At 72.8% G+C, this 23173-nt stretch carries 17 protein-coding genes; 9 read left to right on the forward strand and 8 right to left on the reverse strand.

Features of this window, described 5'->3' with window-relative positions; all coding sequences use genetic code 11:
• Nucleotides 1-179 precede the first annotated feature (179 nt).
• Nucleotides 180-1880: a bifunctional transcriptional activator/DNA repair enzyme AdaA gene (locus ACGFWI_RS02075; RefSeq protein ID WP_393904002.1), complete on the forward strand. Its 1701-nt coding sequence runs from the start codon at nucleotides 180-182 to the stop codon at nucleotides 1878-1880.
• A gap of 4 nt (nucleotides 1881-1884) precedes the next feature.
• Here ACGFWI_RS02075 and ACGFWI_RS02080 read toward each other — a convergent pair whose 3' ends face one another.
• Nucleotides 1885-2367, reverse strand: coding sequence for a DUF456 domain-containing protein (locus tag ACGFWI_RS02080; RefSeq protein WP_393903953.1), 483 nt, complete (start codon nucleotides 2365-2367; stop codon nucleotides 1885-1887).
• A gap of 494 nt (nucleotides 2368-2861) precedes the next feature.
• Between ACGFWI_RS02080 and ACGFWI_RS02085 the strand changes: the two genes are divergently transcribed.
• Entirely contained in the window at nucleotides 2862-4187 is a 1326-nt protein-coding gene (locus ACGFWI_RS02085; RefSeq protein ID WP_393903954.1) for a protein phosphatase 2C domain-containing protein, read from the forward strand.
• Nucleotides 4188-4328: 141 nt separating this feature from the next.
• The gene (locus ACGFWI_RS02090; RefSeq protein ID WP_393903955.1) at nucleotides 4329-6071 is read left to right on the forward strand and encodes a pyruvate dehydrogenase; all 1743 of its coding nucleotides are present in this window, start codon (nucleotides 4329-4331) and stop codon (nucleotides 6069-6071) included.
• A gap of 82 nt (nucleotides 6072-6153) precedes the next feature.
• On the opposite strand, the gene ACGFWI_RS02095 is transcribed toward ACGFWI_RS02090, so the two are convergent.
• Nucleotides 6154-6912 (reverse strand): XRE family transcriptional regulator, encoded by a 759-nt coding sequence (locus tag ACGFWI_RS02095; RefSeq protein WP_393903956.1) that lies wholly within the window; start codon nucleotides 6910-6912, stop codon nucleotides 6154-6156.
• A 1124-nt stretch (nucleotides 6913-8036) separates the two neighbouring features.
• On the opposite strand from ACGFWI_RS02095, the gene ACGFWI_RS02100 reads away from it, so the two are divergent.
• The gene (locus tag ACGFWI_RS02100) at nucleotides 8037-8174 is read left to right on the forward strand and encodes a hypothetical protein (RefSeq protein ID WP_393903957.1); all 138 of its coding nucleotides are present in this window, start codon (nucleotides 8037-8039) and stop codon (nucleotides 8172-8174) included.
• Nucleotides 8175-8350: 176 nt separating this feature from the next.
• Here ACGFWI_RS02100 and ACGFWI_RS02105 read toward each other — a convergent pair whose 3' ends face one another.
• Nucleotides 8351-11527, reverse strand: a complete 3177-nt coding sequence (locus ACGFWI_RS02105; protein WP_393903958.1) for an alpha-mannosidase — start codon at nucleotides 11525-11527, stop codon at nucleotides 8351-8353.
• A gap of 373 nt (nucleotides 11528-11900) precedes the next feature.
• Between ACGFWI_RS02105 and ACGFWI_RS02110 the strand changes: the two genes are divergently transcribed.
• Nucleotides 11901-12278, forward strand: a complete 378-nt coding sequence (locus ACGFWI_RS02110; RefSeq protein ID WP_393904003.1) for an ATP-binding protein — start codon at nucleotides 11901-11903, stop codon at nucleotides 12276-12278.
• A gap of 40 nt (nucleotides 12279-12318) precedes the next feature.
• Here ACGFWI_RS02110 and ACGFWI_RS02115 read toward each other — a convergent pair whose 3' ends face one another.
• A complete protein-coding gene (locus ACGFWI_RS02115) occupies nucleotides 12319-13404 on the reverse strand; it encodes a DUF2637 domain-containing protein (RefSeq protein ID WP_393903959.1) in 1086 nt (361 codons plus the stop codon).
• A 385-nt stretch (nucleotides 13405-13789) separates the two neighbouring features.
• On the opposite strand from ACGFWI_RS02115, the gene ACGFWI_RS02120 reads away from it, so the two are divergent.
• Complete coding sequence (locus ACGFWI_RS02120; RefSeq protein WP_393903960.1) at nucleotides 13790-15259, forward strand: FGGY-family carbohydrate kinase; 1470 nt, start codon at nucleotides 13790-13792, stop codon at nucleotides 15257-15259.
• A 186-nt stretch (nucleotides 15260-15445) separates the two neighbouring features.
• Here the strand turns inward: ACGFWI_RS02120 and ACGFWI_RS02125 are convergent, their stop codons facing one another.
• Nucleotides 15446-16279, reverse strand: a complete 834-nt coding sequence (locus ACGFWI_RS02125) for a (2Fe-2S)-binding protein (protein ID WP_393903961.1) — start codon at nucleotides 16277-16279, stop codon at nucleotides 15446-15448.
• 172 nt (nucleotides 16280-16451) lie between these two features.
• Between ACGFWI_RS02125 and ACGFWI_RS02130 the strand changes: the two genes are divergently transcribed.
• Nucleotides 16452-17150: a GntR family transcriptional regulator gene (locus ACGFWI_RS02130; RefSeq protein WP_393903962.1), complete on the forward strand. Its 699-nt coding sequence runs from the start codon at nucleotides 16452-16454 to the stop codon at nucleotides 17148-17150.
• A gap of 17 nt (nucleotides 17151-17167) precedes the next feature.
• Here the strand turns inward: ACGFWI_RS02130 and ACGFWI_RS02135 are convergent, their stop codons facing one another.
• The 3 genes from ACGFWI_RS02135 to ACGFWI_RS02145 form a co-directional block, all read right to left on the reverse strand.
• Nucleotides 17168-18043, reverse strand: coding sequence for a hypothetical protein (locus ACGFWI_RS02135; protein ID WP_393903963.1), 876 nt, complete (start codon nucleotides 18041-18043; stop codon nucleotides 17168-17170).
• Nucleotides 18044-18536: 493 nt separating this feature from the next.
• Complete coding sequence (locus tag ACGFWI_RS02140) at nucleotides 18537-19391, reverse strand: hypothetical protein (protein ID WP_393904004.1); 855 nt, start codon at nucleotides 19389-19391, stop codon at nucleotides 18537-18539.
• 357 nt (nucleotides 19392-19748) lie between these two features.
• Nucleotides 19749-21410, reverse strand: a complete 1662-nt coding sequence (locus ACGFWI_RS02145; protein WP_393903964.1) for a PucR family transcriptional regulator — start codon at nucleotides 21408-21410, stop codon at nucleotides 19749-19751.
• 270 nt (nucleotides 21411-21680) lie between these two features.
• On the opposite strand from ACGFWI_RS02145, the gene ACGFWI_RS02150 reads away from it, so the two are divergent.
• Together ACGFWI_RS02150 and ACGFWI_RS02155 are read left to right on the forward strand one after the other, a co-directional pair.
• Nucleotides 21681-22580, forward strand: a complete 900-nt coding sequence (locus ACGFWI_RS02150) for an FAD binding domain-containing protein (RefSeq protein ID WP_393903965.1) — start codon at nucleotides 21681-21683, stop codon at nucleotides 22578-22580.
• Complete coding sequence (locus ACGFWI_RS02155; protein ID WP_393903966.1) at nucleotides 22571-23170, forward strand: (2Fe-2S)-binding protein; 600 nt, start codon at nucleotides 22571-22573, stop codon at nucleotides 23168-23170. The genes ACGFWI_RS02150 and ACGFWI_RS02155 overlap by 10 nt, the downstream gene beginning before the upstream one ends.
• The last annotated feature ends 3 nt before the right edge of the window (nucleotides 23171-23173 follow it).

A 23173-nucleotide genomic window follows, 5' to 3' on the forward strand; every position in this document is an offset into this window, starting at 1 on the left:
CCGCGGGGACTGCAAGAACACGCCGGCGCGGGGCCCACAAATGATGGAGCGGACGGGGGGGCCGCAGATGTGAGGTGACGCGGGGGGGGGGGGGCCGCCCCCCGGCCGCCCCTCCCCCCGAACGCCATGTCCGATTTCCGCCAGTCCGGGAGCTGTGTGCGGCGCAGACTGAAGGGGTGATGAACGACGAGGCCAGGTACGAAGCGGTGTCCAGCCGGGACGCGCGGTTCGACGGGGAATTCTTCTTCGCGGTGGTGACGACCGGTATCTACTGCCGGCCGAGCTGTCCCGCGGTCACTCCCAAGCGGGTGAATGTGCGGTTCTTCCCGTCGGCCGCCGCCGCGCAGGCGGCCGGATTCCGGGCCTGCCGCCGGTGCCGGCCGGACGCCGTGCCGGGGTCCGCCGAGTGGAATGTGCGTGCCGACCTGGTCGGCCGGGCCATGCGCTTCATCGGGGACGGAGTGGTCGACCGGGAGGGCGTCGGCGGGCTGGCGCAGCGGCTGGGGTACAGCGCGCGTCAGGTGCAGCGGCAGCTGACCGCGGAGCTCGGCGCGGGGCCGGTGGCGCTGGCGCGGGCCCGCCGGGCGCACACCGCGCGGGTACTGCTGCAGACCACGGCGCTGCCGGTCACCGAGCTGGCGTTCGCGGCCGGGTTCGCCAGCATCCGGCAGTTCAACGACACGATGCGGGAGATCTACGCCGGCACGCCCAGCGACCTGCGGGCGGCGGCCGGGCGTGGGGGCGCCGCGGGCCGTACCGCCGGAAGCGGGGCGGGAACCGGGGCGGGTACCGGACCGGGCGGAGCCGGTGCCGACGACGGCTCGGCGGCCACCGGGATTCCGCTGCGGCTGGCCTACCGCGGGCCGTACGCGGCGGCCGAGATCTTCGACTTTCTGCAGGCGCGGGCGGTGCCCGGCGTCGAGGAGGTGCGCGGGCCCGGCGGCCGCCGCACCTACCGCCGTACGCTGCGGCTCAGCCACGGCAGCGGGATCGCCGAGGTCGATGAGCCCGCCGGGTTGCCCGGACGGCGCAGGCCACCGGCGGGACGGGTGTGCCCGGCGGCGCGCGGGACGGACGGCGGCTGGCTGGAGTGCCGGCTGCGGCTGACCGATCTGCGGGATCTGTCGACGGCCGTGCAGCGGATCCGCCGGCTGTTCGACCTGGATGCCGACCCGTACGCGGTGGCCGAGCGGCTCGGCGCGGATCCGCTGCTCCGGCCGCTGGTGGCCGAGCGGCCGGGGTTGCGGTCACCCGGCGCGGCGGACCCCGGGGAACTCGCGGTACGGACCGTGCTGGGCGGCCCGCCGGAGCGCGCCGCCGCGCTGGTTCGGCGGTACGGCAAACCGCTGGACGCGGCGGACGGCGGGCTCACCCACCTCTTCCCCGCACCCGCCGAACTGACCGGCGCGGAGGTCGCGGAGCCGGTCCGCGCGCTGTGCACCGCACTCGCCGACGGTGCGGTGCTGCTGGACGCGGGCGCGGACCGTGGCGCCGCCGAACGGGCGCTGGCCGCACTGCCCGGGGTCGGCCCGCGGGCGGCCGCGTACCTCAGGATGCGTGCGCTGGGCGACCCGGATGTGGGGGCGGCGGCGCAGGGGAGCGGTCAGGAGCGGGACGGGTACGGGAGGGTGGGCCCGGCCGCCGCGTGGCGGCCCTGGGGTGCGTACGCCCTGCACCATCTGTGGCACGCCGGGCTGCTGCCGGCGGGGGAGATGCTGACCGGAGAGGTGTCGGGGGCGTCCGGGCCGTCGGAGGTGTCCGGGCCGGCGGGGGCGTACGGGGCTACGGAGGCGTCCGGCCCGTCGGAGGCGTACCGGCCGTCGGAGGCACCCCCGCCGTCGGCCCGGCCCGTGTGTGCCGTGGCCGGCCGGGCCGGGTGACGGCTCAGCCCGCCGACACGGCCCCGGCCCAGGCGCCGATGACCAGCAGACAGGCGAACAGCTCGATCAGCACGCTCAGGCCGATGGCGCGCATGACCGTACGGGTCGAGGCGCGGGCATCGCCATGGCTGCCGAGCCGGACACGCTCCAGCAGGTAGAGGCCGCCGACGGCGCCCAGCGGACCCCCGATGACCGGGATCACGAAGAACCCCACGATGCCGGCCACCCCCGCCAGGAACAGCGTCCGGTACGGCGCGCCCGCGGCCCGCAGATTGCGGACCGGCAGCAGCCACTTCAGCGTCTGGTTGAGGAGCAGCACGGCGGTGGCACCCATGAGCACCAACCAGGCCAGGGAGGACTTCTCGGAGAGCGTCCACCACAGCACGCCCGCCCAGACGATCAGCGGCCCGGGGATACCGGGCACCAGCACCCCGAGCAGCCCGAGCAGCAACACCAGTCCGACCGCAACCAGCTGCCACACACTCATGCGCCGGCCCCACGTCGCGGGGCCGGCTTGCCGTCGCGAGGCAGGCACCGTCCCAAGGCTCGCTCGCTGCTCTCGCTCACGCGCCGGCCTCACTCCCGGCGGGCGCACGCCCCATGACGGCTCGTACGCTGCACACTCTCATGGGCCCAGCGTGCCGGACGCGGCCCGGAAGCGCTTGCCGGCCGGCCGGACCGGGGCGCCCGGCGAGTGCCCCGCCGTCAGCCCCGCCCCTCCCGCATCACCCGGCAAACAGACAACGCCGAAGGCCGAACTGGCCGATGCCCACGGCAATCCGGACCGCCGGATCTCAGGGCCGGTCCGACGGATCACGGCCGCCCTTCCGTCCCTGAACCGTCGGACCGGCCCTGGTCCGCACCCGTGACCTGCGCCGACCGCTGCCCTCCGTCGGACGGTCACCCGTAGGAGGCCGGCCGCCCGGTGGACGCTCTTTCGCGCCCTGTTTCGGCCGTGGCCGTCCAGGGACAATACGGCCCATGAATCAGCAGGGAGCCGCGCGTGGCCACGAGGACGACTGGTGGCGGCAGTTGTACGGCGACGGCAGCGGCGGCGAGGGCGTGGGAGAGGGCACTCCGGCGCGCGGCGCGGTGTGCGATGCCGGGCCGTCCGACGCCCCGGACACCCTCGATGACCGGGTCGAGTCGGCGCTGCGGGCGCTGGGCGTGCCGCGGTGGGCCGGTCCGGCGCCGGAGGAGCCCCCGGATTCCGGTACGGCCGAGCTGCCACCGCGGGAACCGCCGGGCCGGTCCGGACCACCCCCGCCCGAGCCGTCGGCACCGATCCCGCTCCGGTCCACCGGGTCCGGCACGCACACGGCATCCGCCGACCGCCCGTCCGCCGGGCGACGAGCCGCCCCGGTCCCACGCCCACCCCGGGACACGCCGCCGCCCGCCACCGCCGGCCTCGCCGGTGACCGGCCACCGTCCTACGGGGCCGAGCCGGGCGAACTGCCCGCCGCCGACCCGGCCGCGCTCGACGACATGGTGCCCGACACCATGCTGGACGGCGCCCGGTACGGCGCGCTGACCCTGCGTGCCGCCTCACAGCGCGGCGACGCCGCCCGCCGTCGCGGTGACGTACGCCGTGATGCGCTGCTCACCGCCCGCTTCGGGGCCGGCCGGCACGCCCTGATCCTGGTTGCCGTCGCCACCGGCCGGACGCCCGCCGAGGGCGCCGACCGCGCCGCCCGGGACGCCTGCACCTGGATCGGTGGCGCGGTCGGCCGCAGTTACACCCGACTGGCGGAGGACATCCGCACGGACCGTCGCGACGCCCTCAAGTCCGGGCTGCAGCGGCTCACCGACCGCAGCTACGGCAAGCTGCGCGGCCGGGCACCGGAGCGGGCCGCCCCACCGGAGCGGTACCCGGCCGCGCTGCGCTGTCTGCTGCTGCCCGCCGACCCGGACTGCCGTACCCGGGTGTTCTTCGGCGTCGGCGCGGGCGGCCTCTTCCTGCTGCGCGACGGCGCCTGGCAGGACCTGGAGCCCGCCGTGACGGGCCAGGTCTCCAGGGAGACGGCGGGCGGCACCGGCGGACTGCCCCGTCCCGCCCCGGCCGAGAGCCCGGCGCGGCCCGAGCCGTTCCTCTTCCGGACGGCCTTCGCCCGTCCGGGGGACACTCTGCTGCTGTGCAGCGCCGGCCTCGCCGAGCCGCTGCGGGAGGAGCCCGCCGTCGCCGCCCGGCTGGCCGACCGGTGGTCCGCCGCCGAACCGCCGGGCCTGGTGGACTTCCTCGCCACCGCGCAACTGCGGGTCGAGGGCCACCCGAAGGACCGTACGGCCGTCGGGGTGTGGGAGTCGTAGCGCCGGGCACACGGGGACCCGGAGCGTGGACCGGAAGGGGACGCACAGCGGAGGCGCGCCGGGGCACCGCATGGGTTCATGGGAAGGCATCCCCCACCGCGTCAGCGGGCAGCCCCCACCCGTCGAAGGAGCGACAGCGACATGGCGAAGCAGACCGTGGCCGAGCAGTTCGTGGACATCCTCGTGCGGGCGGGGGTGCAGCGGCTCTACGGCGTCGTCGGCGACAGCCTCAACCCGGTGGTGGACGCCATCCGGCGGAACTCCGCGATCGACTGGATCCAGGTCCGCCACGAGGAGGTCGCCGCCTTCGCCGCCGGGGCGGAAGCCCAGCTCACCGGCAAGCTCGCGGCCTGCGCCGGCTCCTGCGGCCCCGGCAATCTGCACCTCATCAACGGCCTGTACGACGCCCATCGCTCCATGGCCCCGGTCCTCGCCCTGGCCTCCCAGATCCCCTCCAGCGAGATCGGCACCAACTTCTTCCAGGAGACCCACCCCGACCGGCTGTTCTCCGAGTGCAGCCACTACAGCGAACTGATCTCCAACACCCGGCAGATGCCGCGGGTGGTGCAGACGGCGATCCAGCACGCCATCGGGCAGAGCGGGGTCGCGGTCGTCTCCCTCCCCGGCGACATCGCCGCCGAACAGGCCCCCGAGCGCGCGATCGAGCACGCCCTGGTCACCTCGCGTCCGTCCGTACGCCCCGGAGACGCCGAGCTCGACAAGCTGGCCCGGATGATCGACGAGGCCGACAAGGTCACGCTGTTCTGCGGCAGCGGCACGGCCGGCGCCCATGCCGAAGTGATGGAGTTCGCCGAGCGGGTGAAGTCCCCGGTCGGCCATGCGCTGCGCGGCAAGGAGTGGATCCAGTACGACAACCCCTACGACGTGGGCATGAGCGGACTGCTCGGCTACGGTGCGGCCTACGAGGCCACCCATGAGTGCGACCTGCTGATCCTGCTCGGCACGGACTTCCCGTACAACGCGTTCCTGCCCGACGACAACAAGATCGTCCAGGTCGATGTCCGGCCCGAACATCTGGGCCGCCGCTCCAAGCTCGACCTGGCCGTCTGGGGCGATGTCCGCGAGACGCTGCGCGGTCTGACCCCCAAAGTGCGCCCGAAGCAGAACCGCAAGTTCCTCGACCGGATGCTGAAGAAGCACGCCGAGGCGCTGGAAGGCGTGGTCAAGGCCTACACCCGCAACGTCGAGAAGCATGTCCCGATCCACCCGGAGTTCGTCGCCGCCATCCTGGACGAGGAGGCCGCCGACGACGCGATCTTCACGGTCGACACCGGTATGTGCAACGTCTGGGCCGCCCGCTATCTCAGCCCCAACGGCCGCCGCCGGGTGATTGGTTCGTTCAGCCACGGCTCCATGGCCAATGCCCTGCCGCAGGCGATCGGCGCCCAGTTCCTCGACCGCAAACGCCAGGTCGTCTCCATGTCCGGCGACGGCGGATTCTCCATGCTGATGGGCGACTTCCTCACCCTCGTCCAGTACGACCTCCCGGTGAAGGTGGTGCTGTTCAACAACTCCTCGCTGGGCATGGTGGAGCTGGAGATGCTGGTGTCCGGTCTGCCGTCGTACGGCACCACCTACCGGAACCCGGACTTCGCGGCCATCGCCCGCGCCTCCGGGGCACACGGCATCCGGGTGGAGAAGCCCAAGCAACTGCGCAGCGCCCTGCGCGAGGCCTTCAAACACAAGGGCCCGGCGCTGGTCGACATCGTCACCGACCCCAACGCCCTGTCGATCCCGCCGAAGATCAGCGCCGAGATGGTGTCCGGCTTCGCACTGTCGGCCGGCAAGATCGTGCTGGACGGCGGGGTCGGCCGGATGCTGCAGATGGCCCGCTCCAATCTGCGGAACATTCCCCGGATGTAGGTAAGTTCCTCCGGCGGGAGAGGCCCGGGGAGAGCGTGCCGGCTGCACGCCTGCCGCGGGACTCGTCGAACTGCACCACCGTTCAGGGGCGGTGGTTGTACTTCGCCAGGGTGGCTTTCGACGTGGACGCGTCCTGGAAGACCAACTCCCATGGACCCGTATTCACGTCGAAGTCCTTTCCGAACCCTACCCACTTGCCGGCGATGCGACGGCCCGTCGGTTCCACGAGCATCTGGATTGCACCGTGGTACCGCGCACCTGCGTAGTAGCCCTCCGAGGCCGTCTGCTCCGTCCACGAGCCTGTCACCACTGCACCGTCGATCTCCAGATCCATCGTCAGCGGAGAATCGGACGAGTCAGGAAGGCTGCGCACCGCGAGCCGATGACCGTGTTGCAGCACGACTACGAAGTGCCGGCCGGTGTGCGTTGCGTCCCGTCCGCTGCTGAAGTACTCGTAACGGCTCAGCCACACCCCGGAATGCGGCCCACGGGACGGTGACGCTTCGGACCGCGGCGGGTGCGCTTGCGCCGGCGCTACCCCTGAGGGAGCCGGCTGCAGATCGTGGCCGCCTGCGCCGTCGTCCGTCACGCGTGCCACGGAAGCCAGTCCGCTGAACCCCAGAGAGTCGATGGGGAGTCCCGTCACGGTTTCCAGCGCACGGGCATAGACAGGGCGCGGAACGCTGATGCTGCCGGATTCCCAGCGCTGAACAAGCCGCTTGCTGGCGTCGTTCGGATCACCTGAGCGGTCGCCGGCAGCGCGTAGCGCGCGTGCCAGATCATCCTGGCTCATGAGGAGCCCCTTACGTACGGTCTGAAGGATCGTGTTGGGTCCGCCCATGCTCCTACGGTAGGGCGTAACTGGGTTCTGAGGACCCCTATATGACGCCCCGTATGTCGCCGACATGACGCCTTGACTGTCGTCGTACGTGACGGAACGTGGCGACATGATTCCCGTGTCAGTCCGAGACGCGAAGGGTGCTGCGGCAGCGGAGGAGCTGAGCCTCCACGTTGCCCGGGACGCGCGGGAAGTGGGAGCGAACATCATGACGTCGGAACAACTGGAGCCCGCACACAACCGGATGGACGACACATCGACGGGCACGTTACCGGTTCGCCCGTACGTGATCCCGGGCGTCACTTTCGTCCCCGCCGAGGAAGTCATCCAGCCGTGCCCCGACCCGTGCGTCCGCTGCCGCCGGGCGGGGCGGCAATGAGGACACACCGTGCACCGTCGGCCGCTGGGACGATCCTGTCGCTCCTCGGTGCCGGAATGCGGTGGTCCGGAGCCAGACGTGTTGCCGGACGACCGTCACAGACCCCGGCCCGGGGCATAGGTGACCCGGGCCGGTTGCATGAAGCGAAACGACCGTCCCCGGCCGAATGCCTGGACAGCGATCACGGCCGGGAACGGCGCCCGTATGACACAACTCGATGAGAGGTCACACGTGTTAACCACCGTAAGGGATCTGATCAGCCCGGCGGCGTATCGGAGCGTCGCCAGGACGGACAACAACCCCGGTATGGAGGTCCCGCTCGCTGAGCGAATTGCCGATGAGGGGCTGAAGTTCGTGGCAGTCTGCGCAGCGACTCCTGACGCCCCGTTGGCGCCCTCGCGCGTCGTCGATGAGGGGTGGCACGCTCTGATTCTCCACACAAAGGTGTACGCAGGGCTGTGCGCGTCGAATGGGGGGTTTCATCCATCACTACCCGGGCTACGACCCCAAGAACTACGACCCGATGATTCTGGTACGCACGCAGGACGCCATCCGGGCTGCCGGATACGACGTCGACGAGGAGCTGTGGGGCTCCCCACGAGGCGATCAGCTTGTCACCGTCGCAGCGAAGTGCCAGCACTCCCCGAGCGACACCGGCCCGATCAAGCCCATGCCGGCCCCCCGGCCTCCGTGCCGGGATAAGCCGTAACGGGCGTCTGCCACACTCTGGGCATCGACAGGAGGACCCATGACTGAATGGACCAACCCCCGATACGCCCCCCTCGTGCAGGCATGGCGTGATGCTCAGGAGGAACCGGACGGCGAGGACGGGGCGCCCGTCCGCGGGTTCGTCTTTCCCGATGCGGAGTCCGGAGCGGCTGAGTAGTCCGGCCACTCCCAAGGCCCCGTCCGCGAGCCCTGGCGGCTCGTGTGCGGGGCCCTTCGTGACGCTCACCGGTCCAGGCGAACCCGTACGCAATCCGTCCGCCCGAGGGCGTGCTCGCGACATCGTCCACCACGACGAGCGCCAAGCCGGTGAACGTTCCAGGTCAAAGTACGAGCTCAGGCGCCAGGCGGGCGCTGCGGACGCAGCCGTAGCGTCAGGATCTGGAACGGGCGCAGCTCCACCGCCACATCCGACGTCGGCCCTTCCTGCTCCTCGTGCAGCGGCCGCTCCAACAGGTCGGTGACGGTGGCCCGTTCGACCGGGAAACCGGGAGAGAGCGTGCCGCTCGCGCGTCCGCCGCGGGACTCGTACAGCCGCACCACCACATCGCCGCTGCGGTCCTCGGCGAGCTTGACCGACTCGACGGTCAGGGCCGGGTGGTCGACGCGGATCAGCGGCAGGACGGGCGGTGCGGTGGCGGTCCTGAGGGGCAGGTTGAGCGCCAGGCCCTCGGCCACCGCCTCGCCGGCCCCGGCGCCCGGCAGCAGGGCATAGGTGAAGCGGTGGACGCCCTGGTCGGTCTCGGGGTCGGGGCTGTGCGGCGCGCGCAGCAGGGTCAGCCGGACCGTCGTACCCAGGCCCTCGGGGTGCGGGGTGCGGGTGACGTCATGGCCGTATGTGGAGTCGTTGAGCAGGGCGATGCCGTAGCCGGGCTCGGCCACCCGCAGCCAGCGGTGGGCGCAGATCTCGAAACGGGCCGCGTCCCAGCTGGTGTTGGTGTGCGTGGGGCGGTGCACGTGCCCGAACTGCACCTCGGAGGTGGACCGTTCGGCGTGCACATCCAGGGGGAACGCGGCCTTGAGGACCTTCTCCGACTCGTGCCACTCGATGTCGGTGGCGATGTCGAGGCGGTGCGAGCCCGCCCGCAGGATCAGCTCCTGGGTGATCCGGGACGCGCCGAACGCCCTGGTCACCCGCACCGTCGCGGACAGCGGCCCGGCCTCGGCCAGCTCGACGGACTCGGCCTCGGTCAGATCGGTGTGCCGGTGGCGGTAGTGCCGGTCGAGGTCCCAGGCGTCGTACTGGTTGGGGTGGTCGGGGTGCAGCTGCAGCAGATTGCCGCGGGCGCCCGGCGCCAGCACCTCCCGGCCGGCGTGCAGATCGCGCACGGAGGCCAGCAGGCCGTCGGCGTCGACGAGCACCCGCAGCAGCCCGTTGTCGAGCGTGACCGTGCCTCCGTCGCCGGTGTCCGCCCGTACGGGCGGGGGCGGCGGGGTGGGGGAGTCCGGGCCGGCCGGGCGGACGGCCGCCGAGCCCAGCGCGGGGACATGCACCGCGACCTCGGTGGGCCCGTCCGTCCCCGGGCCCGCCGGCAGCGCGACGATCTCGTCCCGGGCGTAGGGCGAGGCATTGAACACCGTCAGCCCCCCGGCCGCCGCTGCCGCATCCGCCTCCAGCGCCCCGAGCGCCGTCTCGATGATCCCGGTCAGTTCGGCCGCCACCGCCGCATAGGTGTCACGTGCCTCGCGGTGGACCCAGGCGATGGACGACCCCGGCAGGATGTCGTGGAACTGGTGCAGCAGCACGGTCTTCCAGAGACGGTCGAGGGCGTCGTACGGGTAGGTGTAGCCGCCGTCGCCCGCCCGTACCGCCGCCGTCGCGGCCCACAACTCCGCCTCCCGCAGCAGGTGTTCACTGCGCCGGTTGCCCTGCTTGGTCTTCGCCTGCGAGGTGTACGTGCCGCGGTGGAACTGGAGGTACAGCTCACCCGACCAGACCGGCGCCGCCGGCCCGTACTCGGCGTGGGCGGACTCGAAGAACCGGGCCGGCGGCTCGATCCCGACGCGGGGCGAGCCCTCCAGGGAGCGCAGCCGGCGGGCCCGCTCCAGCATCTCGCGGGTCGGGCCGCCCCCGCCGTCGCCCCAGCCGAAGGGCACCAGGGAGCGAGTGGCGCGGCCCTTGTCGGCGAAGTTGCGTTCGGCGTGGGCGAGTTCACGGGCGGCCAGCTGCGAGTTGTAGGTGTCGACCGGCGGGAAGTGGGTGAAGACGCGGGTGCCGTCGATGCCCTCCCACCAGAAGGTGTGGTGCGGCATTTTGTCGGTCTGGTTCCACGACAGCTTCTGGGTCAGGAACCACTTCGCGCCGGCCAGCCGCGCCAGCTGCGGGAAGGCGGCGGTGTAGCCGAACGAGTCCGGCAGCCAGACCTCCTCGGTCTCCACCCCCAGCTCCTCCAGGAAGAACCGTTTGCCGTGCACCAGCTGCCGGGCCAGCGCCTCGCCGCCGGGCATATTGGCGTCGGACTCCACCCACATCGAGCCGACCGGAGCCCAATTGCCGTTCCGTACGGCCTCCTTGATGCGCTCCCAGAGGTGCGGCTGGTGCTCCTTGACCCAGGCGTACTGCTGCGCCTGGGAGCAGGCGAACGCCAACTCCGGGTACTCCCCGGCGAGTTGGGTGACATTGGCGAAGGTGCGGGACGCCTTGCGCACGGTCTCGCGCAGCGGCCACAGCCAGGCGGAGTCGATATGCGCATGTCCGGTGGCCGAGACGCGATGGGCGCTCGCCGTGGCCGGCCGGCTCAGTACGTCCGCCAGCGCGGCCCGCCCCGCGGTCGCGGTGCCGCCGACATCGTGCAGATCGAGCGCGTCCAGCATGTCCTCCAGGGCCCGCAGGATCTCGTGCCGGCGCGAGCCGTCGGCGGGCAGCTCGTGCATCAGCTCCGACAGCACCTCGATATCGAGGATCAGCTGCCAGACGTTCTCGTCGAGCACCGCGAGATCCGCCGAGGCGAAGCGGTACAGCGGCCGGCGCGGAGCGGTGCGGACATCGCCGAGGTCGGTGGGGCGGAAGTCCCGCAGCACCGCCGGATTCGCGGCCGCCTCCAGCAGCAGCCGCACCTCCTCACCGCCGCTGACCGGCGCGCCGACCGGGACATGCCGGTTGCGCGGATGGATGCCCTTGACCGGCACGCCCTCGGCGTCGTAAACGAGCCCCTCGGCCTGGAACCCGGGCCCGTCACCGCTGAAGCCCGGGTCGATGACGGCCTCCACCCGCCGCCCCGCCCACTCCCGCGGCACCTCACCCGCCAGCCGGAACCAGCTCGTGGACCACGGCGGCCCCCAGGCTTCGCCGACCGCGAAGGGCTCGTACGGGGCCCGCAGCGCCTCGCCCACCGGCACTGTTCCCCCGGCTCCCCCGGCTCCCGACTCCCCCGGAGCAGGGGAGGCCCCCACGCCCGGCGCATGCCAGACCGTGAGGCGCAGCGGTACCCGCGCCGCGTACTGCGCGGGCCGGATGAACTGCCCCAGCGCCCGCTCCAGGCGCCCCTCCACCAGCAGTCGGTCGTCGTGCACAGCGGCTCCTCACGCTCGTACTCCCCGACGCCTCCAGGGCGCGGGCGCGGTGCCCCCGCGGTTGCCGGGGGTGTCCCGGTCATCCGGGTCCCGGCCGGGGTTCCACGACAGGATCGGGGTGAGGCATACCCACTGGGGCCCGGCTCGGCCCACCCGGCGCGCGGGACGCGGAGCGGCGACCCGGCGGGTGGAAGGCATGGCGGCAGATCCGATGGGCATGCTGACCGTGAGGCTGTTCGAGACAGAGCGCCGAAGTTCGTTGGGGGCGGGGGAGAAAATGCGTCAGCCTGTGCGGCGCGGACAACGGGACAGAAAGCAGGAAACGGCCGAGGGGAGCCGGAACGGGGGAATCGCCGCGCGAGCGCCGGGTGTACTGGAGCGCAAGGTGCGACACGCGGATCTGAAAGCGGTCGGCGAGGTGCGCAGGGAGCTGCGCCAGCTGCTGAACCGCTGGGCGGCGCCGGGGGACGGCGAGCTCGCGGAGGTCGCGACGCTGCTCACCAGCGAGCTGGTCACCAACGCCCTGGTGCATGCGGAGGGCGGCGCCGTCGTCACGGCCAGGGTCAGCGACCGGCTGCGGGTGGAGGTGCGGGACTTCGTTCCCGGCCGCCCCGAGCCGCGCACACCGACGACCGAAGGAACCTCCGGCAGGGGGCTGATGCTGGTGCGTTCCTTAGCCGATGCATGGGGGATCCGTACCGAAAGCCTCGGCAAGAGCGTGTGGTTCGAGCTGGGCGGCGGACCGGCCTGACCCATGGGCGAGGGTGCCGGTCGGCGCGGTCCGCCATCCGTCAGCCGAATTGCCGTTCGATCTCGGCGAGTTTCTCCTCCAGGGAGTCCAGACGGGGAATCGTCTGGGTGTCGTCCTCGGCGGTGAGATCCACGGCCGGTCGGGACCCGGCCGCGATATCGGCACCCTCGGTCTCAGCGCCGGATACGGCCTTGAGTGCCGGACGGGCGCGCACCGGCAGCTCGCCGGTGAGCAGCGGCTCGGCGTCGCCGGCTATGGCGGGGTCGGCCACCTCCGCGGGGGCCGCCGTCGCCTGTGTCACCGCCAGCTGCCGGCCGCCACCCCGGCCGAGGCCCCAGCCGCGGTGCTGCCGGTTGATGGCCTTGATGCGTGCGCGGTCGAGCTTGCCCTGCTCGCGCCTGCGGAGACGGTGTGTTTCCTTCTCGCGCCGGTCCTCGCGGACCTCCTCGACCGCCTCGTCCAGCGTCCGTACGCCCTCCAGCAGCATCAGCGACCACGCCGCGAAGGTCTCGCGGGGAGCGCGCAGCCAGCGGACGATCCGGATCTGCGGCAGCGGACGGGGCACCAGGCCCTGCTCGCGCAGCGCCGCCCGGCGGGTCTGCTTGAGCGCTCGGTCGAAGAGGACCGCCGCCGACAGCGACATCCCGGCGAAGAACTGCGGCGCGCCCGCGTGGTCCAGGCCACGCGGCGCATGCACCCAGTTGAACCACGCCGCCGCGCCCGCGAACGTCCACACCAGCAACCGGGAACCGAGCGCCGCGTCACCGTGGCTGGCCTCCCGCACGGCGAGCACGGAGCAGAACATCGCCGCGCCGTCGAGCCCGAACGGCACCAGGTACTCCCAGCCCCCGGAGAGGTTGAGGTTCTGTACGCCGAAGCCGACCAAACCGTGGAAGGACAGTGCGGCGGCGACCGCCGCACAGCAGAACAGCAGCAGATAGGAGGCCGAGGCGAAGACGGTCTCCTTGCGGCGCCGGCGCTCCTCGCTGCGTTCCCAGGAATCCTCGCCGGCAGCTCGGGCGGCCGCGCGCCTCCCGCGTACCACCAGTGCCGCGGCCACCGGCACGCCGACGAGCAGCAGGGCTCCGGGAACCAGCCAATCCAGCGATATGTCGGTCATTCTCATTCTGGGATCCCTTGGCTCGCCAACGCTGTTTTGCGCGACATCCTGGCGGAAGCCGATGCCGTCACCGAGGTATTCGGAACAAGAGAACGCCAAGGGGTGCAAGGAAGCAGGCATTCATCGCCCTGAAGTCGAACTGTTGCGGCATGAGGGCGAGTTGGGTTCGATTAAGTCCACCCTGACGGGCGGCGTGCGGGACTGAGGTGCGGTTCTGGGGCGCCGGTGGTTGCCGGGCGGGGGCGGGCCCGGCACCGGCCCACCACGTCCAGCGCGCCTGCGCTCCCGGCGCCCCCGATGCCGCACCCGCCCCCGATGCCGTACCCGTCGCCGAGGTGGCCGCCTTTCACGCGCCGGGTGTCAGCGTCCGTCTGTGCGGGGAAGTCCGGGTATGAGCTTTCTCGGCGTCGACATCGGTACCTCCAGCAGCAAGGGTGTCCTGGTGGACGCCGCGGGCCGGGTGCGGGCGACCGCGGTGCGCAGACACACGGTCGACCGCCCGAAGCCCGGACACGTGGAGATGGGCCCCGAGGTGTGGTGGGCGGAGTTCCGCGGCCTCACCGGGGAACTCCTGGCCCACGGCGAGCCGGTGGAGGCGGTCGGCGTCAGCGGCATGGGCCCGTGCGTCGCCCTGGCCGACGCCGCGAACCGGCCGCTGCGCCCGGCGATCCTGTACGGCGTGGACACCCGGGCCGGTGCGCAGATCGCCCGTCTGGAGGCGGAGTTCGGCCGGGAGGCCGTCCTCGACCGGTGCGGCAGCGCACTGTCCACCCAGGCGGTCGGGCCGAAGGTGGCCTGGGTGGCCGAGTACGAGCCGGAGGTGTTCACGGCCGCCCGGCGGCTGTTCATGCCCGCGTCCTTCCTCGCCCACCGGCTCACCGGTGCCTACGTTCTCGACCACCACTCGGCCAGCCAGTCCGTCCCGTTCTACGACACCCGGGCCCAGGACTGGTACCGGCCCTGGGCGGAGGCGGTGTGGCCGCACGCGGAACTCCCCGAGCTGCGCTGGCCCGGCGACCCGGCGGGGACGGTGACGGCCGGGGCGGCAGCGGCGACCGGCCTCACCCCGGGTACCCCCGTCATCACCGGCACCATCGATGCGTGGACCGAGGCGGTGAGCGTCGGTGCGACCCGGCCGGGCGATCTGATGCTCATGTACGGCACGACGATGTTCCTCGTCGCCACCGTCACCGGGCAGTTGCGGGTGCCGGAGCTGTGGAGCACCGTCGGCGCGTTCCCCGCCACCCGCTCCCTCGCCGGCGGTATGGCCACCTCGGGGGCGGTCACCGAGTGGCTGCGCGGGCTGTTCGGCTCGCCCGGTCACGCGGACCTGCTCGCGGAGGCCGCGCGGAGCGGCATCGGCGCACGCGGCCTCGCGATGCTGCCGTACTTCGCCGGGGAGCGCACTCCGATCGCCGACCCCGACGCACGCGGAGTGATCGCCGGTCTCACCGTCGAGCACACCCGCGGTGATCTGTACCGGGCCGCGCTGGAGGCCACCGCGCACGGCGTACGCCACAACATCGAGGCGATGCGCGCGGCGGGCGCCGGGATCGAGCGGGTGGTCGCGGTCGGTGGCGGCACACAGGGCGGGCTCTGGACCCGGATCGTCTCCGATGTCACCGGGCTGCCGCAGGACATCCCCACCGTCACCGTCGGCGCCTGTTACGGCGCCGCCTGGCTGGCGGCGCAGCAGATCACGGAGGCGGACATCGCGCTCTGGAACCCCGTACGCGAGCAGCGCGCGCCGGACCCGGCAGCGAGGGATGTGTACGACCAACTGCACGCGCTGTACCGGGATCTGTATCCGGCGACCCGCGCGGCGGCGCACGCCCTGGCCCGGTTCCAGCGCGCGGGCTGACCTCGTCGGGGCGGCCCCCGCCGTGTGCTGTCCGGGCGCGGTACACGCAGGGCGCTCGCCGGAGCGACGACCTCAACGGTGTTGTGTACTCCGCCCGGAGGCCGGGCGGAGTGCACCCGGTCGGGCGGGTTGCGTGCGCATGCGATGACCCGAAAGGGCGGTGTACCCGAAAGGGCGGTGCAGGGGTCAGGCGGTTGCGGTGAGGCGTTTGACGCGGTCCTCGTCGACGGTGCGCGGGCAGGTGATGCAGGTGTCCTCGGGGCGCAGCGTGTAGAACATGCAGCAGCCGGCGCGGTCCCGGGTCGCCAGCGCCTCGCCGCGCGGCCCGGTCAGTTCGCGGAACCCCGCGCTTCCCACGTACGGAGCGGTGGCGCCCGGCAGCAGCCGCCCCAGCTCGGCCACCGCACGCGGTTCCTCGCCCAGCAGATGCCCCAGGTACCACAGACCCTCGACGATCTCGTCGGACGCCAGGCCCCACAGCGCCCGCGGCCCGCGCCGCATCCGGGGACGGAAACCCTCCAGCACAGGCCTGAGGTGCTGGGCCACCGCCGTCCGCACCTCGGTCCGCAGCGCCTCCTCGTCCGGTACGACCCGGGCGCCGGGCAGCGCCGCGGCCGGATCGTCCGGAAGGCAGCTGAAGGCGCTGATCCGCACTGCCATCCGGCCCAGCTCGCGCTGGAAGGAGACGTCCTGCACCGGCAGCCGCGGGACCCGGCGGTGCAGGAACCAGGGGATGGTGATCAGCAGGCAGGCGGGCCAGGCGTAGCGGTGCAGCGCGAAGCTCGCGATGACGTCCGGCCGGGCGCGCTGTCCGTAGTCGCGCACGATCTGTGCGTCGTCCCAGGCGAGGAAGGCATCCAGGCTCTCGCCGCCGGCCGCGAGTCCGGCGGCGCACACCCAGCCGTCGCCGCTGGGCGGGGCCGCGTCCCACAGGGTCACCCGCAGACCGGGGAAGGCCGCGGAGAGCCGGGCGTAGGCCTCGGCGAGGGGGTGGGGGTGGACGGCGGGGGCACGAGTCATGCGGGAGACCACCGAATCGCGATCGTCAGCAGGTAAGCCTTACCTTACCCAAGGCTTACCCGTACCCGCTGAGCGCCAGTCCCGGCGGCCCGTACGGCTTCCGGACGGGCCGCCGGGATTTGCACCGCGGCGCGCGCCGCCTATGGTGCTGGAAACGTCAGGAGGAACCGTCATGGAGCAGGGCACAGCGGAACACGAGCCGCGCGCCCGGGCGTGGGTGCCCGCGCAGGCCGGTCCCGTCGTGCCCCGGCGGCACTCCGTCCGGGGCCAGGTGCTGGCCGCGCTGCGCCATGCGCTGGTCGGCGGGGAGCTGACCCCGGGCGAGGTCTACTCCGCGCCCGCACTCGCCGAGCGCTACGGCGTCTCCGCGACCCCGGTCCGCGAGGCCATGCAGCAGCTCGCGGGCGAAGGCGCCGTCGAGGTCGTGCCCAACCGCGGCTTCCGGGTCGCCGAGCGCAGCTCCCGCGACCTCGCCGAACTGGCCGAGGTCCGGGCGATGCTGGAGGTGCCCGCGGTCGTCCGGCTGGCCCGGGCGCTGCCCCCCGAGCGCTGGGAGGAGCTGCGCCCGCTCGCCGAGGCGAGCGTCGCGGCCGCCGCCCGCGGCGACCGGGTCGGTTACGCCGAGGCGGACCGTGCCTTCCACGACGCCCTGATGTCGCTCACCGGCAACCGCCGGCTCACCGAGGTCACGGGCGATCTGCTGCGCCGCGCCCAGTGGCCGCCGGCCGGCGGGCCCCGGAGGCGTACGGCCGAGCTGCTGGCCGACGCCTCCGAGCACACGGCGCTGCTCGACGCCCTTGTCGCCCAGGAGTACGCGGTGGCCGAGCGGATCGCCCGTGAGCACGTCTCGGTGGCCCGCCACCCGCACTGAGCGGGGCGGCCGGCGCCTCAGCCGGGTAGCAGCTCCTCCAGTGGCAGCGCCGCGACATCGGCGGCGGGCCGGGAGAGATAGAGATCGGCGTGGTAGAAGCCGTCGGCTTCCTTGTTCGCGGTGGACAGGCCGCGGGCGGCCAGCGCCTCGAACGCCGCCTGCCGCTCGTCGCCGTCGGCGAACCGCCGCTGACGGAACGTACGGGTGGTGAGCTTCTCCGTCACCAGGCCGGCCCGGGCCAGCAGGGCGGAGATCGGCCGGTAGGACACCTCACGCAGCACGAACGCGGCCACCCAGGGCGGTGTGGAGACACAGTCGAAGAGGCGGGCGAAGGTACGCGCGGAGATATAGCCGACGCCGCCGGTGACGGTGATCAGATCGGTGTCGGCCAGCACCTTCCGCATCTCCGGGCTCGGCTCCTCGAGTTCCAGATTCTCCGCGAAGCCGTGGTCGAGCAGACCGACCTTCCGGGCGTAGCCGACCGCACGGTCCGCCGAGTCGATGCCGGTCACCCGGAAGGGTTCGGCATGCCGCCGACTGGCGAAGAACGAGCGGTCCTCATCGGTGAGTTGGTCGGTGGGCGGGAGCGCCCGGCCGTTCACGGCATAGCGGCCGTAGAGATCGGAGAGGGACAGCCGGTGGTTGAGCAGTGCGGCGTTGACCCCGTACGAGCAGCACAGATCGACGACGTTCAGCGGTGGACGGTCGCTGCGGTGCCGCTGCAGCGTCTCGGCCACGGCACGGAACACCGCTTGGCCGTGGTGCGGAATCTCGTAGTCCAGGGGGTGCAGTGTGGTGAAGTACCGACGGGGATCCGGGCAGTTGTAAATCGCCTCGAAATCTGCCTTGCCCCAGTCTGTTGCAGCGGTTGTGTTGGTCACTCCTGCTGTCATGTGGCCTCCTGAAAGGCTGTGCCAGTGGGTGGGGCCAGCTGGTCCCGGACCAGCATCCATACCCCGCCGCCGCCTCACAGTGCGACTTGCGGCCATTCTCGGGGCCTATGGGGCGTCGAGAGACGCCGCTGCCCCGGGGCCTCCGGCCCATAGTCCCACCTCAGGGTTCGCCCGGCGCGTCGGCGGCCGGCCGGGGCCGCAACCGTCACACCCCGGCCGATCCGCCGCGGGGACCGTCCAGATTCGGCCAATCGTCGAAGGAATCGGCATGGCTGATGTTGGGGGGTTGACGGGGAGAGAACGAGTGGGCGGGGCCGACAGCGAACGGGCGGGGGGGGGGGCGCCCCCCCGCGGGGGGGGGGGGGGGGGGCGCCGGGGGCGGGGGGGCGGGGGCCGGGCGGGGGGGGGGGGCCCCCCCCCCCCGGGGCCCCCCCCCCCCCCGCCGGGGGGGGGGGGGGCCCCCCCCCCGCCCGTGATCATTACGGACACATCCCTAGGTCGCCGTGACGCCGGTGGACAGATGGTCGGCGAGCCACGTGGGAACGCCGCCCATGAGGCGGAAGAGCCGGGCCGCCTCGGCGCGCAGCCGGTCCGCGTCGGCGTCCGGGGCGGCGTCGGCCAGCGCCACGAGGGCCGGCGCGGTGCCGACCAGGAAGCCCAGTTCCTCGCGGATCCGCAGCGACTCGGCGAAACCGTGCCGGGCCTCCGCCACTTCCCCGTCGCGCAGCGCAAGCCCGGCCAGATGCCGCCAGGTGAAGGACAGCAGCAGGGTGTCGCCGTGCGCGGTGGCGCCGGCGTGTGCGCGGCGGTAGGCGGCCCGCGCCGCGTCCGGGCTGTCGGCGACATGCTCGGCCATCAGCCCGCGGCGGAAGTCCAGCAGCGGCCGGCCGGCCGCTGCGGGCGCCAGCAGCGCGGCGGCCCGGCCGAGCGCCGAACGCGCCTCGTCGGCCCGGTCACGGACGCTCAAGACCGTGGCGGCGTACGCGAGATGGCCGCGCTCGCAGGCCGCGCCGCCCCGCTCGTCGTCGTCGGCCGCCAGCGCCTCGGCGGCGCGCAGCGCATCCTCGGCCGCGGCCCAGCCGGTGGCCGTGAACATGCACCGCTCGACCAGCAGCGCGGCGCGACGCAGTGCGGACGGCGCGTGATGGACGGAGTGCGGTTCCAGCAGGGCGGCCGCATCGTCCCAGCAGCCGCGGGAACGCAGTCGCCAAACGGCACGGTCGAGGGGATCGTCCCCCTCGACCGTGCCGACTGCGCCTGCTTCAGGTGCGGATGCGGGTGCCGGTACCGGGATCGGTACCGGAAACACAGAACTGACCGGATCCGCGGAATCCGCGGATTCTGACATGGCGGTATCCGCCACATTGCCCTCCCCGAGCGCGCCATTGAGCTGGAAATGGAAGCCGTGGGCGAATCTCAGCACGAATTCCGTCGTGCGGCCAAGGGGGTGAGTGAATGAATTCACAATCCCTGGTGGGTGGTCCGGAGGGCGGGCGAGGGCCTGATCGGCCGCATCGCGGCACCGTGCGGCCGTCCGGCGGCCGTCCGGGGGCCGGACGGCGTCGAGTGCGATGCCGCCCGATCGAGTTACCCCGAATGGCGTAATCGGGCCCCGCCGGGGCCGAACCGACGGGGCCGGGGGAGCTGGGGGCGCCGGACGCCGGCCCCGCCGCCGGGCGACGGGATCCGTGGCGCGCGGCCGCCGTCAGCTCATCCGCAGCGCCAGGAAGAAGTCGAGCTTGTCCTCCAGGCGGGACAGATCGCGGCCGGTGAGCTGCTCGATCCGGCCCACCCGGTAGCGGAGGGTGTTGACGTGCAGGTGGAGGCGGCTGGCGCAGCGGGTCCAGGAGCCGTCGCAGTCCAAAAACGCCTCCAGGGTGGGGATCAGCTCGGCGCGGTGCTTGCGGTCGTAGTCGCGCAGCGGGTCCAGGAGGCGGGCGGTGAAGGCCCGGCGGACGTCGTCCGGCACGAAGGGCAGCAGCAGGACGTGCGAGGCCAGCTCCTCGTGCCCGGCGGCGCAGACCCGGCCAGGGCGGGCCGCGGCGACCCTGCGGGCGTGCCGGGCCTCCTCCAGGGCGCCGCGCAGCCCCTCGGCCGAGTGGACCGCGGCGCTCACCCCGACCGTCAGCCGCCCGTCGTCCGACAGACCGCGGCCGAGCGGCTCCCGGACGACGGAGAGCAGCTCATCGGCGTGCAGACCGGTCGTCGAGGCGTCTCCGGGCTCGTCCGGGACGGGCAGCGGCACCAGCGCCACCGCCTCGTCGCCGGTGTGCGCCACGGCGATGCGGTCGGAGGGCTCCGGGCCGAAGGTGCCGGGGTCGACCAGCATCTCCTCCAGCAGGCTCTGCGCCACCGGGCCACCGGGGACGTCGCCGTCCTCCCACTCGACCCTGGCCACCACGATCTGCCAGTGCGGTGCGGCGCCCAGTCCGGGCAGCAGCACCGGGGCCGCCACCCGCAGCCGGGCCGCGATCTCGGCGGGCGGTGCGCCGGTCTGGACGAGCTCCAGCACCTCCTGGGCGAGCCGGCGGCGGACCGTACGGGCCGCATCGCGCCGGTCGCGTTCCACGGCAATCAGCTGGGTGACCCCGTGCAGCAGGTCGAGGCGCTCCTCGGGCCAGTCGCCGGCGTCCGCCTCGACGGCCAGCAGCCAGTCGCTCAGCAGCGTCTGGCGCAGATCACGGCCCTCGTGGCGGATCGGGAAGAGGGAGAAGGCGGAGCCGTCCAGGGTGACCCGGTGCGGGCCCCGGCGGCCCGTACGGGCCGCCGCCAGATGCTCGCCCGCGAGCCGGGCGGCCAGTTCACCGGACAGCTCGGGCCCGGAGTCCGCCAGCGTCGAGCCCGCGATCTGCCGGCCGGTGGGGGAGAGCACCCAGGCCCGCAGGTCCAGGTCGGAGCCGAGCAGGTCCAGGACCACCTCCGGGCCGCCGCCCGTGGGGCCCGACGTCATCAGCCGCCGGTGGCGGTCCACCACGGCGGCCAGATCGCCGGCCCGCTCGCTGGAGACCTGGCGCACGACATGCTCGGTGATGGAGGCGAACGAGACGTCCTCGACGACGGAGAACAGCGGCAGCCGGTGCCGGACACAGGCCTCGACGAGGTCGTCGGGGACCGAGCCCAGCTCCGCCTCGCCCGCCGCGAGCCCGGCGACCCCGGCGGTGGCCAGGATGCGCACGAACCGCTCGGAGTCGTCCGGTTCACGGCGCCACGCCAGCCCCGTCAGCACCAGCTCGCCGCCGGAGAGGTAGCGGCTGGGGTCGCGCAGGTCGGTGGTCATCACGCCGCGTACCGTGCGGTCCAGCTCGTCCTCGCCCCCGAGCAGCCGAAGGCCCAGGGTGGGGGTATCCAGGAGTGCGCGGAGCCGCATGACCTCGCCCGCCGTTCTTTGCTGTCTGGTGTTGCCGGTGGAATGCCGCGAGGTTTCAGCGCCTCGTCTTTCGTTCGAATCTACAAGACAGGTGGCTTGGCCAGCCAACCGCTTCATGGTTTCGGTGACTGCACCGGGCGGGTCCCGGGCGCGTTCACTGAGCGCATCCGCATGAACGAGACATGAACGGCTCCATGGCGATGCCAGCGCAGCATCCTCACCATGAGCAGCGAACGACCGATTTCGTAGAATTCCTAGAAGAGGCCAACCATGGACTTCCTTCGCCCCGCCAGCTGGGAGGAGGCGCTCGCCGCCAAGGCCGAGCACCCTACCGCTGTGCCCATCGCGGGCGGCACGGACGTGATGGTCGAGATCAACTTCGATCATCGCCGCCCCGCGTACCTTCTCGACCTGAACCGCATCGGTGACCTGAGCGAGTGGGAGGTCGGAGAGAAGACCGTGCGCCTGGGAGCCTCCGTCCCGTACACCGCGATCATGGAGAATCTACGGGCCGAACTCCCGGGTCTGGCACTGGCCTCGCACACCGTGGCCTCCCCGCAGATCCGCAACCGCGGTGGCGTCGGCGGCAACCTCGGCACCGCCTCCCCGGCCGGCGATGCGCACCCCGCGCTGCTCGCCGCCGGCTGTGAGGTCGAGGTGGAATCCGTGCGCGGCCGCCGGATGATCCCGATCGACGACTTCTACACCGGCGTCAAGCGCAATGCGGTGGAGCCCGACGAGCTGATCCGCTCGGTGCATCTGCCCAAGGCGGACGGCCCGCAGCAGTTCTCCAAGGTCGGCACCCGCAACGCCATGGTGATCGCGGTCTGTGCGTTCGGTATCGCGCTGCACCCCGACACCCGCACGGTGCGCACCGGCATCGGCTCCGCCGCACCCACCCCCGTACGGGCCCGCGAGGCCGAGGACTTCCTCGCCGCAGCGCTGGACGAGGGCGGCTTCTGGGAGTCGGGCAGCCGCATTCCGCCGTCCGTCGCCAAACAGTTCGCGCAGCTCGCCTCCGGCGCCTGCAACCCGATCGACGACGTACGCGGCAGCGCCAAGTACCGCCGGCACGCGGTCGGCATCATGGCGCGCCGCACCCTCGGCTGGACCTGGGAGTCCTACCGCGGCAACGCCCACGGCACAAAGGGAGGCGCACAGTGCGCGTGACATTCACCGTCAACGGCCGTCAGCAGGAGGCCGACGACGTCTGGGAAGGCGAGAGCCTGCTGTACGTCCTCCGTGAGCGGATGGGTCTGCCGGGCTCCAAGAACGCCTGTGAACAGGGCGAATGCGGTTCCTGCACGGTCCGTCTGGACGGGGTGCCGGTCTGTTCCTGTCTGGTCGCAGCGGGGCAGGTCGAGGGCCGCGACGTGGTGACCGTCGAGGGCCTGGCGGACTTCGCCAAGCAGCGCGCCGAGAAGGGCGGCTGCGCCTCCGGCGCCTGCGGCACCGGCCTCGACGAGGCCAAGCGGTGGCAGGCCGGGCCCGCCGACTCGCAGACCGGCGGGGCGGCTGAACTCTCCCCGATCCAGCAGGCGTTCATCGATGCCGGTGCGGTCCAGTGCGGTTTTTGCACCCCGGGCCTGCTGGTCGCCGCCGACGAACTGCTGGAGCGCAACGACTCCCCGTCGGACGCCGATATCCGGGAGGCGCTGTCGGGCAACCTGTGCCGCTGCACGGGCTACGAGAAGATCCTCGACGCGGTCCGGCTCGCGGCCGCCCGCGGCGAGCACCACAGCGCCGGACAGGGGGTCTGATCA

The organism is Streptomyces sp. NPDC048434, assembly GCF_043200375.1.
Taxonomy (GTDB): domain Bacteria; phylum Actinomycetota; class Actinomycetes; order Streptomycetales; family Streptomycetaceae; genus Streptomyces.